Below are 9,157 nucleotides of genomic sequence, written 5' to 3'. Positions count from 1 at the left end.
TTGCAAGACAACTACCAGGGGGAGTTCAAGTACTGCCCCCGCTGTCGCCGTGGCTGGGTGTCGTTGTTTCGAGTGCGACGACCGAGAAGGAGAAGGACGACATGGCCGAACTAGGCGACACGCTGTGGGCCTGGCAGAGCCAGCAGCCCGATGGGTCCTGGTCGGTCGTCTCGGTGGTCCTCGCGCGCGCTGAGGAGATCGCGGGTATGACTCCGGAACGTTCGCAGGACTTCCCCAGGGCGGTGGTGCTCGTGCATCGGATCCGCGAGGCCATGCTCGACCAGATGCCCTACGCGCTCGCGCACCTGCACAAGTACGGTCAGCCGATCCGCCTCGCGCGCTTCGAGCTAGCCGAGCTTGAAGACGTTCCGGTACCCAGGGCGACCTAAGGGAAGCCGCAACCGAAGTGACTGAGGGGCCGCGAAAGCGGCTCTTCGTGTATCTCGGGGCGACGTTTCGGGTCACAACGTCTCCCTGAGGTAGGTAATGTGCCTCCAAACCACGTTCGCTCAAGGTAATTCTCTCGCCCGAGGTACCTGGTGTATCTTTCGGATCCGAAATGCTTGTCACCCGTGACCAGGGGTGATAGAGTGTGGGGTACACACCTACCCAAGGGAGACACATGGCGCGGATGTCTAAGCTGGACCGCATCGCTGAGGCGGCCGGTCTCATGTCCAACGCGGACTTCGGTGACGTCGCGAGTGACGTGGCCCGCATCAACGAGGCGGCCGAGAGGATCAGCGAGTCTCTGTCCGAGGCGGCCGAGGCGCTGGAGCAGGCGCAGGGCGCTCACGAGGAGCGCGAGTGGGAGGAGCGCGACGACGCTCTCTCCAACGCGAACGACTACGTGGAGGCCGTCGGGGAGGCGCTGGAGACGCTGGACGAGGCCGAGGACGTGCTCAACCGGCTGATCGAGATGCGCACCGCGCTGCGTGAGGCCGTGGACGGCGCCCGCGCCCACCTGGACGAACTGATCGAGGTGTGACGTGAAGAAGGTCAATTTCGCCGTTGAGCGTTCCTACGTCGGCGGCCTCATCGACGCCGCCCTGCTCGATGAGGGCGAAGACCCCACCCAGCAGGTGATGCGTCAGGTCTGGGACGACCTGTCCACCGACCTGAACGTGAAAATCAGCGGCGTGACGATGTTCGCAGCCGCCTGGGAAGACCCCGACCACTGGTCGCAGGACTGGGCCGAGAAGCTGGGCATCGACTCTGGCGACGTGCCCGAAGCGGTGGCGGCGCTGATCGCAAGCGCCATCGAGGAGGACGCATGGAAGAAGAAGGACACATGAGTGAGGAGGCCGAAGCGATGACCGAGAAGGTGCCGGAACTCATCCCCGCCCACAAGGCGGCCCTGGCCAAGGTCGCGGCAGGCAAGATCCACGCGCTGACCATCAGGGGCGTTGCCCCCACCCCTGTCCGCGCGCTTGGTCGCGGGGCTACTACGGGAGCCGACATCTCCGGCAAGGCGTGGAACTTCTTCCGCGAGCACAAGCTCATCACGTGGGAGCAGGGCGAGGGACCCGGCCCGTGGCTCGTCACCCTCACCCACGAGGGGCACGTGGCCAACGGCACCGTCTTCGCGAGGGATCGATGGCCGGACACGCCGAAGAGCGAGCTTTCCATCATCGGGCGCGAGCGCTCTCTGATCGACGGCCTGACGAAGATGCTGCGCAACTCGGTTCGCGGACACAACATCTCCCCGATCTCCGAGCAGCGGCGCGGCTCGTCATTCGAGGTGCAGTTCGTCGTGGACGGCGAGATCACCGGCCACATCGCGCGCGTCACCGTCGAACTCGACCGCTTCGAGCGCAAGTAGACTCGACCGCGTGGCCGACTTCATCATCGTCGCCGCCGAGAGGCCCGTCTGCGTCATCCACGACGCTGGCGACGAGCGGGACGCGCTCAGCGTCTTCCAGGGCGAGGAGGGCGGCGTCCGGGCCGTGGGCTCGGATGTCGTCTTCCATGCCGCCTACGGGCGCCTGAGGGCCGTCAGAGCCCTCGAAACGGCGCCGGGCGAGTTCACCCCCGCCTGAGCGCCGTCCAGGCCGTGTAGAGCACCAGGAGCCACCCCAGGGCTCGCTCAAGCGGCGTCGCCGGAGGCGCGGGTGGGATGCGGCGGACCTGCATCGGCGGATCCCAGCGCTTGAACCACGGCGGCTTCCAGTACTTCAGCCGCAGCCCGAGCAGCCAGCGAGCCTCCTCCCCGAGTACGCCCGGGCGGAACAGGAACTCGATCTCGGGAGCCCAGCCCTCGAAGACGTACACGTTGTCCCCGACGCGAACCTGCGAGGCGTAGTAGGGCTTAGCGTCGGTCATTCTTGCGCCGGTATGACCGAATCCAGTACAGCGTCACGATGACGCCGATGCCGACGACGATGTTGGCCCATCCGGTCCACCCGATGCTGCCGTTGAAGCCGACGTAGCAGCCGACGAAGATGTTCATGAGCCCGGCGAACCACGACATCAACGTCACCTGCCGCTGAGAGATCACAGGGCGTTCCCCTCGTGCGGCCGGGTCATGTCGAAGTAGAGCACGGCCTGGAGGGCGGCCTCCCTCCGGCTGAGGTCGGGCGGGTCGGGAGGATCGTCACCCCCGCAGCACGAGCACGTGCCCTTGAGGTGGTTCAGGCCGCCGATACCGGCCCGCAGGAAGCACTCCAGATGGGCGGGCGCCCCGTTTCCGTAGTAGACGCCGGGAGCGCCGTCACCGAAGCGCGAGTCGGCATAGACAGGGAAGTCGGTCCCACCGGCAGAGAAGTCCTCCTCGCAGTGGATGCAGACCGTTCCCTCTGGCGGCGGCTCGGTGACCGGCACCTCGCGGAACATGATGCTCGGCCATAGCTCACGCGTGCCGTTGAATGTCTTGATCGTCTCGAAGTCGCTCATGCGCTGAACTTGAAGGTGAAGGTACTGTCCGCGAGCACACCCGCTGCGCGCAGGCGGTCGAGCATGTCGATGGTACTCATGTCGCCGTCCAAGTCGTCGCCCACCTGCTCACCGTAGATGTACTCGCCGTCCTCGGCCTCGGCGCGGATGCGCTCCACCTCTCGCTCGAACAGACGAGCGTTGCTGTCGATCTCATTGTCGATTAGCCCCTCCTCGAACCAGCGGTGGAGCCTCACGTGGGCCATCAAGTCGGAGGAGCCCACCTTGATAGCGTCGTTCATCGTGGCCCCGACCGTCACCCGCAGGAAACCCCACCGGTAGCGGATGTACACGTGGCGGCCGTCCGCGAGCTTGCCCTCCCACTGAGATGGGCAAGCCCAGCACGTCTGCTCCAGGTCAGTGATCTCGACCTTGCTCATCTCCACCCGCCACTGCGATCTCCCGCAGGGACTGCGCCAGGATCGCGCGCTCCAGGTCATACCAGCGGTTGCCCTCGGGATCCTCGAAGTACGTCATCGCCCGATCGCGGTCATCCCCGAGCGTCCAGCCGCGCTCGCGCAGCGCTTCGTAGATGACCAACAGCAGCGGCGGCAGCCGCTCGCTCTCAGGCCACTGGCCAGTTGCTGCCATAGCCCGCCCTCTTCTCGCCGGTCGCCACCACGGTCCAGGTCCACCAGTTCGAGATGCGATCGTAGGTCGGGTCCCGGTAGCAACCCGACGTGATCTCGATCTCCCCCTGCTCCGGGTGCACGTAGCGCCTGCCGATCTCAAGCGTGATCGGCGGCAGCACCTCGTCGGTGATCTCGCGCGCGATGGCGTACATCGCAGGGTCGTCCCACGTCATAGGTCGTATCCCTTGCGGCGCAGTTCGGCGCGCTGGTTGGCGATGGCGCGAGGGTCCATGTTCCCGTTGCTGATCCCGCCGACCACCTGATCGCCATCGATGAACTGGAGGTGGGAGCCGCCACTGGCCACCGGACGGACCCCCAGCCCCTGCGCCTCGACCTGTTCCACGAACTTGCGCACTTCGTCACTGCGGTACGTGATCCCGCGTCCCGTCCCCGCGACGCTCCTCCCGCGCCGTGGACGCTGAGCGGCGACCGACCGCGCCACCTCTACCTCGACCGGCGCCCGCTTGCGCCGGTTGACCGGCTCTGACGGTCGATTGATGTAGTCGTAGAGGATGCGCTTGCCTGCGGGTATGGAGGAATCCTCTACCTCGACCCTGTCGAAGGTCCCTCGTTTGACCCACTCCTCACAGCACTTTGCCGCCGTGGCGTAGCTCATCCCCGGCGCGACGTTGAGGATGTCCTGGATAAAGAACGCCCCCTTCAACTCCCGGCCCACGTCACACACGAACCCGAGCGGGTCAACCATGTGCTTGGGCGCTGTGTCCTTCAACCAGTACCGCGTGCCTGACGCCTGGCCGGTACGCTCGACGGCTCCGCTTGCGATGAGCCGTTCGAGACGAGTGCGGACCATGTTCTCGGTGATGGTCAGATGCTCTGCGATGGCGGGCACAGACGCGTGCGGCTGAAGTGCCTCTACCTGCCGCTTGATTACCTCTAGCTCGTGAGGAGGAATGTCACGGCCACGGCGATCGGTCGGCATGCCGACTCGTTTGTGCTCAACCCGGCGTGACTGGTAGATGCGCACAAGCTCGGCGTGCTGCTTGAGTTCTCTCGCGCGGGCGAGAAGGCTCAGCCGCTGCTCCCGAAGCCGCTCTGCCTCGGCTTCGAGTTCGGCTGCCGCAGCGACAAGCCGGTCAGGATCCGCTTCGTCGCTCAGTTCGACACGCTCGGCCGCTACTGCCACCGGGGCTCCTTCGTCGGGGTCAAAGTCCATCGCCTGCACAGCCTAGCTCGCGGAAACCTCGCGGTACTCGACCTCTTGGCGAAGCTCTTGCAAGCGGGTCTGGGCGGCCTGGAACTCACGCTGGAGAGAGCTTCGCTCCTCGTCGCTCATCTCCTCGTCTCTGGAGAGCTTATGCTCAGCCCAGCGCGTGAAGCCTTCAAGATGCGCCGTCTCCTGCACCTTCGCGACGCGCTCAAGGGTCATCTCGGCGCCAGCCTGCATGCCGTCGCGCCTGCCGGTCGCGTAGCCGATGGCGCTGACCATCGCGGCCAGGCTGATGCCCGTGATGATCGAGGACACCGCCTCCGGCAGCGGCGCCCACAGGGCGACGAGATAGGCGGGAACCATGACTATCACGATGGAAATCGGTATTTCGCCGCGCGCGTTCCATAGCTCGCGCCAGGCCCGAAGGATTCTCCCCATGCCATGAGACTATCCGGATCTCGGACGGATCGCGGCAGCAATCACGATAGAGTCCTAGCGGTGACCACGGCAGAGCCTGCGGGAGGCCGAGGCTCAGTCGCAGCGGCCGGAGAATGGAGAGAGATGCTGACGCACATCATCGAGGCGACGCAGGGCTCGGAGTTCAACTGGGGCAAGTTCCTCGTGGGACAGTTCACCATGGAGTGGGGATGGCGGTCCGCGATCAACAAGGATAGTCCCCTCCCCCTTCTCCTCCAGCGCGGCTGGGACTATGGGAAGGCGAGGCCAGGCGGATCGCCCGCGAAGCGCTCGACGCCATCGGGGGGGGCAGTAGCTCAGCTACTCGCCCCACACGATCTGACGCCGCCGGACCGCCTCGCGAGACTCCCCCTTCCTAGGGCGCATGTGAGGCGGACGCCAGCAGGCCCGCCTCGTCGGCACGTCGTACTTGCGCATGCGGCTGTGGACGGTGCGCTGGGAGATACCGATGATGTCCGCGATCTCGTGGGTCGTCTTGTACTCCACCCAGTAGAGGCGCCGAATCTCCTCGATCCGGTCCTGCTCGGGTGTAGTGCGCTTTCCTCCCCACCGCAGTGAGACACCTCTCTCGGTGAGGTACTTGCTCACGGTGCTGGGGCTGACGTGAAACTGCATAGCAAGATCATGCATGGTTGGCCCACGACCATCGTCGTACAGGCGCGCTAGCTCGTCAATCTGCTCTTCTGTCAGCGCTCGGACCGAGGGCATGCGAGTATTCTATCCGCATGCGGGACATCATCGCTGCCATGCCAGCAGCCCCCATCGGACGACACTCAACCATCGCGGATCACCGGGAGCATCCACCGGCCCCGGGGCGGCCCTACGCGCCGCTGGCGGACTGGACCCTGCACGTCCGTGACGCGCTCGTGGCGTCCGGGATCGCGACCGAGGCTCAGGGAGAGGAGTTCATCGAGTGCCTCAGCGAGATCGTGGCCGAGGCCCAGGTGAAGGCGGCCCTCCTCCGTAAGGAGGATCCCCGCGCAGCGGGGACGCGCTCGTGGCGTGACTTCCTCGCGCTGCGGGCCTAGGTCCATACAACGCAGAAGGCCCGCCGGAGCGGGCCTTCTGATTACGAGCCGCCGCAGTATGGGACACGGAGCCCGCGAAACGCGGAACCCATCTTCGAACACAACTTCCGCGCCCTCCGAGCGTATCAGACGATCTGGAGCACCTGGCCGGGGTAGATCAGGTCCGGGTTGGCGAGCCGGTTGACCTCGGCCAGCCGGGGCCAGGAGGTCCCGTAGCGGGCCGCGATGACGCTGAGGCAGTCACCCGGCCGGACGACGTAGACCTTGCCCGAGAGCCGCGTTCCGACCGCCACGACGGTAGGGTTCGTGGCATGTACCTGAGCCACCGGCAGACGACTCTCCTGCTTCGCCGGGGCCACGCCGCCCTTCGCCTTCGCACGCGCCCCGAGACGGTGGGCGCGGGCGCGATGTGGCTTTCGACTGACTTTCTTCACCTCTGGCTTGACCACGGGGGCCGCGACCGGGTTCTGGTCCTGCACCCCCGTAGCTGGCGGAGCGCTCGCCCCTGGCGCGTCTGGCCCCTGTGGCGTGACGGCTGGCGCTATGACCGTCTCTACAGGAGTTGCCGTCGCTGTGGGCACGGGCGCCTGGACAGTCTCCTGGCCGCCCTGCGCTTCCCCCACGTCCACGACCGGTGAGGCGGTGGGCTCCGGCGTCGCCACCACGATCGGCACGGCCGTAGGAGCCTCTGTGGGGGCCGGTGCGGGCTGCGGCGGGAGGTCCGGCTCGTCGTCGCTCGTGTCCTCGGGAGCCGGACCCCAGTTGATGTCGATCGGCGGTCCGTCGTCATCGTCGCCGGGGGCTCCGTACGCCGGAGCGGCGACAGCAGCGAGCGCGGCGACCGAGACGGCCGCCCGCATCGCGAGTGCGCGAGCGCTCATTCGGCCTCGCTCCGATGCGCCGCCGAAAGCAGCAGCGCGACGATCACGCCGTAGAACCCCCACGCCCACCCCGGCAGGCCCGAGAACGCGATCAGCAGCGCGAGCGCGCCCGCGAATACAGCGAACACGATCCAGTGGTTGCGCTTCATGACGCGAGACTACCGACGATCGCGCCGATGCAGGCTGTGGTTGCGTCGCGCTCGGCCTGCCACGCGTTCTGCCCATGCGCGACGCCCGCGTAGAGCGCAAACCCGCCAGCCGCTAGACATGCCTTCGCCGCTCGGCAGACCTTCTTCATGAACGCGTTGTCGTTGCAGCCCGCGAACTTGTCCTTCTCCTGGCGGGCGTACGCCTTCAGGCGCGACTTGACCCCGGGCTTGACGATCGGGTTCTTCACTCGCGAGTCGTACTCGGCGTTGAATCGCTTCCACGAGATGTGCTGGACGAACTGCACCTTCGCGCACGTCGGGCAGCCCGCCGCGTTCGGCCTCGCGTGGGCACTCACCGGAATGCAGAGCACCGCGACGGCAGCGAGCACTGCGGGACAACAGAACCTCATAGGCCCCTCCCCAGGCGTTGTTGATGTACTCAACGTATACCCGGTGGTTCCGGATCTTTCAACCCATCCAGAGCAAACAGGAATGCTCGCCGCTAGTATCACGCCAAGCGCGGCTCCTCCCTCCACGGGCCTGGCAGCAGAGGGGCCGCGCTCGCAGGGGAGGTCATTCCTGCCTGGTGATAAGGCCGCTCAGGCGTCGCCGGATAAACACGTCATCCGTTACATCCTCGATGGCTTGGTGGAGCGACTTGCCGTACCCCTCTCCTAGCTCCTCGCCCCCGTCCCACATGTTCACGTGGAACGCGCCACCCTCCTCGCGCCAGTAGACATCCAGCCGACCCTCTGTAGCCATACGACCATTCTACCGGTGGTCGAATGACTACACCTAGTAGCAGGGCGATTACTCTTTCCTAGATAGGGTTGCGCAAACTCTAAGGGCAACCTACTGTTTCCGGCGACGCAACTCTAAGCCGGAGGAAGTAATGCCCGCGTACACAGAAGCAGACATCGATAGCGTGCTCCCGATGGTGCGGTCCATCGTGAGCAAGAACTTCCATCTATCGCATCACCTCGCGGACTCGGAAGACCTTGTGTCGGTGGGTGTCCTCGGCGCGCTTGAGGCAGCCCCGCGCTGGGACCCGGAGGCGGGCGCGGCGTTCACGTCGTTCGTGTACTTCCGGGCGTACGGTGCTATCCGAGACTATCTCCGCTCGATCCAGACGGGCACTCGTCGTGACCCCAATCGCTACGACGTGCTCTCGCTCGATGTACAGGTGAAGCGATTCAGTGCTCCCAGCGACGCACAGACTTTGGCCAGCCTGATCCCGGCTGAGGAGATCGAGCTTGTCGACCCGTACCTCCGGGGCATCCTCGCGGAGGCAATGGCCGACCTCTCCCCTGAGGCTCGCCTCGCGCTGTGGCTCGCCTTCTGCGAGAACGAGACGTGGACGCGCAAGGACATCGGAGAGGTCATCGGCCGCAGCGAGGCCGCGACCTACCAGTTCATCCACAACGCGCTCAAGCGTCTGCGCGAGCACCCCGACCTTCAGGACTACAGCCCCGATGGCCCGGTCATCGCGACCCACCGATAGGAGTAGAACATGAGCAACTTCCCCGACAACTGGCCCGACATCGCCTGGGCGAAGCTGTCGCAGGCAGACCGCGACCGCGCCGTGGCGATCATTCGCAATGCGTCCTGGTGGGACACGGACATGGTCACCGACGTGGTAGTAGGTCACCGGCGCTACGGGCACGACTTCATCCACGAGGAGCCGTTTGCCGCGACGGTCGACATTGGCGACGAGACGGTCAAGTGGTCATGGCACATGAGCGGCGGCATGGGCGTGCGTAACTACCTGCGCCAGGAAGGCTTCACCGACGACCAGCTTCCGACGCTCCCCGAGCTATACGACGGCAAGGATGTGTCTACCTGGGACGACTTCTACGTTCAGGTGATGGAGGCCGCCGCAGGACTGCGTGACTAA

Annotated in this window: 21 protein-coding genes; 8 read left to right on the top strand and 13 right to left on the bottom strand. The window is 65.8% G+C overall.

Translation table 11 applies throughout. The features are described 5' to 3' along the window. Positions 1–101 precede the first annotated feature (101 nt). From H958_RS0108210 to H958_RS0108190, 5 genes are all read left to right on the top strand, one after another. Positions 102–389 carry a hypothetical protein gene (locus H958_RS0108210; RefSeq protein WP_028058308.1) on the top strand — a complete coding sequence of 96 codons (288 nt, stop codon included), beginning with the start codon at positions 102–104 and terminating at the stop codon, positions 387–389. 242 nt (positions 390–631) lie between these two features. Then, positions 632–985, top strand: a complete 354-nt coding sequence (locus H958_RS0108205) for a hypothetical protein (RefSeq protein WP_156027782.1) — start codon at positions 632–634, stop codon at positions 983–985. 1 nt (position 986) lies between these two features. Then, the gene (locus H958_RS0108200; protein WP_028058306.1) at positions 987–1,292 is read left to right on the top strand and encodes a hypothetical protein; all 306 of its coding nucleotides are present in this window, start codon (positions 987–989) and stop codon (positions 1,290–1,292) included. Further along, positions 1,289–1,819 (top strand): hypothetical protein, encoded by a 531-nt coding sequence (locus H958_RS0108195; protein ID WP_028058305.1) that lies wholly within the window; start codon positions 1,289–1,291, stop codon positions 1,817–1,819. The genes H958_RS0108200 and H958_RS0108195 overlap by 4 nt, the downstream gene beginning before the upstream one ends. Before the next feature lie 10 nt (positions 1,820–1,829). Then, positions 1,830–2,036, top strand: a complete 207-nt coding sequence (locus tag H958_RS0108190; RefSeq protein ID WP_028058304.1) for a hypothetical protein — start codon at positions 1,830–1,832, stop codon at positions 2,034–2,036. Here H958_RS0108190 and H958_RS0108185 read toward each other — a convergent pair. The 9 genes from H958_RS0108185 to H958_RS0108145 form a co-directional block, all read right to left on the bottom strand. Next, positions 2,023–2,319, bottom strand: coding sequence for a hypothetical protein (locus tag H958_RS0108185; protein WP_028058303.1), 297 nt, complete (start codon positions 2,317–2,319; stop codon positions 2,023–2,025). The genes H958_RS0108190 and H958_RS0108185 overlap by 14 nt on opposite strands. Further along, positions 2,306–2,494, bottom strand: coding sequence for a hypothetical protein (locus tag H958_RS0108180; protein WP_028058302.1), 189 nt, complete (start codon positions 2,492–2,494; stop codon positions 2,306–2,308). Before H958_RS0108180 ends, H958_RS0108185 begins: the two co-directional genes overlap by 14 nt. Then, a complete protein-coding gene (locus H958_RS0108175; protein WP_028058301.1) occupies positions 2,491–2,889 on the bottom strand; it encodes a hypothetical protein in 399 nt (132 codons plus the stop codon). Before H958_RS0108175 ends, H958_RS0108180 begins: the two co-directional genes overlap by 4 nt. Further along, a complete protein-coding gene (locus H958_RS0108170; protein WP_028058300.1) occupies positions 2,886–3,308 on the bottom strand; it encodes a hypothetical protein in 423 nt (140 codons plus the stop codon). Before H958_RS0108170 ends, H958_RS0108175 begins: the two co-directional genes overlap by 4 nt. Next, complete coding sequence (locus H958_RS0108165) at positions 3,286–3,519, bottom strand: hypothetical protein (protein WP_156027781.1); 234 nt, start codon at positions 3,517–3,519, stop codon at positions 3,286–3,288. Before H958_RS0108165 ends, H958_RS0108170 begins: the two co-directional genes overlap by 23 nt. Further along, the gene (locus tag H958_RS0108160; RefSeq protein WP_028058298.1) at positions 3,494–3,733 is read right to left on the bottom strand and encodes a hypothetical protein; all 240 of its coding nucleotides are present in this window, start codon (positions 3,731–3,733) and stop codon (positions 3,494–3,496) included. Before H958_RS0108160 ends, H958_RS0108165 begins: the two co-directional genes overlap by 26 nt. Beyond that, positions 3,730–4,734, bottom strand: a complete 1,005-nt coding sequence (locus H958_RS0108155; protein ID WP_156027780.1) for a hypothetical protein — start codon at positions 4,732–4,734, stop codon at positions 3,730–3,732. The genes H958_RS0108160 and H958_RS0108155 overlap by 4 nt, the downstream gene beginning before the upstream one ends. A gap of 12 nt (positions 4,735–4,746) precedes the next feature. Next, the gene (locus H958_RS0108150; RefSeq protein ID WP_037409718.1) at positions 4,747–5,166 is read right to left on the bottom strand and encodes a hypothetical protein; all 420 of its coding nucleotides are present in this window, start codon (positions 5,164–5,166) and stop codon (positions 4,747–4,749) included. A 339-nt stretch (positions 5,167–5,505) separates the two neighbouring features. Next, complete coding sequence (locus H958_RS0108145; protein ID WP_156027779.1) at positions 5,506–5,820, bottom strand: helix-turn-helix domain-containing protein; 315 nt, start codon at positions 5,818–5,820, stop codon at positions 5,506–5,508. 110 nt (positions 5,821–5,930) lie between these two features. Here H958_RS0108145 and H958_RS0108140 point away from each other — a divergent pair, with 110 nt between their 5' ends. Next, positions 5,931–6,233 carry a hypothetical protein gene (locus H958_RS0108140; protein ID WP_028058294.1) on the top strand — a complete coding sequence of 101 codons (303 nt, stop codon included), beginning with the start codon at positions 5,931–5,933 and terminating at the stop codon, positions 6,231–6,233. A gap of 125 nt (positions 6,234–6,358) precedes the next feature. Here the strand turns inward: H958_RS0108140 and H958_RS47425 are convergent, their stop codons facing one another. The 4 genes from H958_RS47425 to H958_RS0108115 all read right to left on the bottom strand — a co-directional run bounded on the left by H958_RS47425 (position 6,359) and on the right by H958_RS0108115 (position 8,025). Then, positions 6,359–6,526 (bottom strand): LysM peptidoglycan-binding domain-containing protein, encoded by a 168-nt coding sequence (locus H958_RS47425; RefSeq protein ID WP_196807276.1) that lies wholly within the window; start codon positions 6,524–6,526, stop codon positions 6,359–6,361. 584 nt (positions 6,527–7,110) lie between these two features. After that, positions 7,111–7,263 (bottom strand): hypothetical protein, encoded by a 153-nt coding sequence (locus H958_RS47420; RefSeq protein ID WP_196807275.1) that lies wholly within the window; start codon positions 7,261–7,263, stop codon positions 7,111–7,113. Continuing rightward, positions 7,260–7,652, bottom strand: coding sequence for a hypothetical protein (locus H958_RS0108120; protein ID WP_028058292.1), 393 nt, complete (start codon positions 7,650–7,652; stop codon positions 7,260–7,262). The genes H958_RS47420 and H958_RS0108120 overlap by 4 nt, the downstream gene beginning before the upstream one ends. Before the next feature lie 184 nt (positions 7,653–7,836). Continuing rightward, positions 7,837–8,025: a hypothetical protein gene (locus H958_RS0108115; RefSeq protein WP_028058291.1), complete on the bottom strand. Its 189-nt coding sequence runs from the start codon at positions 8,023–8,025 to the stop codon at positions 7,837–7,839. Between the two features lie 130 nt (positions 8,026–8,155). Between H958_RS0108115 and H958_RS43000 the strand changes: the two genes are divergently transcribed. Beyond that, positions 8,156–8,764, top strand: a complete 609-nt coding sequence (locus H958_RS43000; RefSeq protein WP_081685716.1) for a sigma-70 family RNA polymerase sigma factor — start codon at positions 8,156–8,158, stop codon at positions 8,762–8,764. 9 nt (positions 8,765–8,773) lie between these two features. Beyond that, on the top strand, positions 8,774–9,157 hold the full coding sequence (locus H958_RS0108105) for a hypothetical protein (RefSeq protein WP_028058289.1): 384 nt from the start codon (positions 8,774–8,776) through the stop codon (positions 9,155–9,157).

Source organism: Candidatus Solirubrobacter pratensis, from assembly GCF_000425945.1.
GTDB classification, from domain to species: domain Bacteria; phylum Actinomycetota; class Thermoleophilia; order Solirubrobacterales; family Solirubrobacteraceae; genus Solirubrobacter; species Solirubrobacter pratensis.
Note: the sequence above shows the minus strand (reverse complement) of the source record. Positions and strands in the feature narration are given on the sequence as shown.

Bases quoted from the DNA above. Each gene is read 5' to 3' on its own strand.
- H958_RS0108185 (WP_028058303.1), bottom strand. From the start codon at position 2,319: ATGACCGACGCTAAGCCCTACTACGCCTCGCAGGTTCGCGTCGGGGAC.
- H958_RS0108115 (WP_028058291.1), bottom strand. From the start codon at position 8,025: ATGGCTACAGAGGGTCGGCTGGATGTCTACTGGCGCGAGGAGGGTGGC.
- H958_RS0108140 (WP_028058294.1), top strand. From the start codon at position 5,931: ATGCGGGACATCATCGCTGCCATGCCAGCAGCCCCCATCGGACGACAC.
- H958_RS0108160 (WP_028058298.1), bottom strand. From the start codon at position 3,733: ATGACGTGGGACGACCCTGCGATGTACGCCATCGCGCGCGAGATCACC.
- H958_RS0108165 (WP_156027781.1), bottom strand. From the start codon at position 3,519: ATGGCAGCAACTGGCCAGTGGCCTGAGAGCGAGCGGCTGCCGCCGCTG.
- H958_RS0108155 (WP_156027780.1), bottom strand. From the start codon at position 4,734: ATGGACTTTGACCCCGACGAAGGAGCCCCGGTGGCAGTAGCGGCCGAG.
- H958_RS0108175 (WP_028058301.1), bottom strand. From the start codon at position 2,889: ATGAGCGACTTCGAGACGATCAAGACATTCAACGGCACGCGTGAGCTA.
- H958_RS0108145 (WP_156027779.1), bottom strand. From the start codon at position 5,820: ATGCAGTTTCACGTCAGCCCCAGCACCGTGAGCAAGTACCTCACCGAG.
- H958_RS0108210 (WP_028058308.1), top strand. From the start codon at position 102: ATGGCCGAACTAGGCGACACGCTGTGGGCCTGGCAGAGCCAGCAGCCC.
- H958_RS47420 (WP_196807275.1), bottom strand. From the start codon at position 7,263: ATGAAGCGCAACCACTGGATCGTGTTCGCTGTATTCGCGGGCGCGCTC.
- H958_RS0108170 (WP_028058300.1), bottom strand. From the start codon at position 3,308: ATGAGCAAGGTCGAGATCACTGACCTGGAGCAGACGTGCTGGGCTTGC.
- H958_RS0108205 (WP_156027782.1), top strand. From the start codon at position 632: ATGTCTAAGCTGGACCGCATCGCTGAGGCGGCCGGTCTCATGTCCAAC.
- H958_RS0108150 (WP_037409718.1), bottom strand. From the start codon at position 5,166: ATGGGGAGAATCCTTCGGGCCTGGCGCGAGCTATGGAACGCGCGCGGC.
- H958_RS0108105 (WP_028058289.1), top strand. From the start codon at position 8,774: ATGAGCAACTTCCCCGACAACTGGCCCGACATCGCCTGGGCGAAGCTG.
- H958_RS43000 (WP_081685716.1), top strand. From the start codon at position 8,156: ATGCCCGCGTACACAGAAGCAGACATCGATAGCGTGCTCCCGATGGTG.
- H958_RS0108195 (WP_028058305.1), top strand. From the start codon at position 1,289: ATGAGTGAGGAGGCCGAAGCGATGACCGAGAAGGTGCCGGAACTCATC.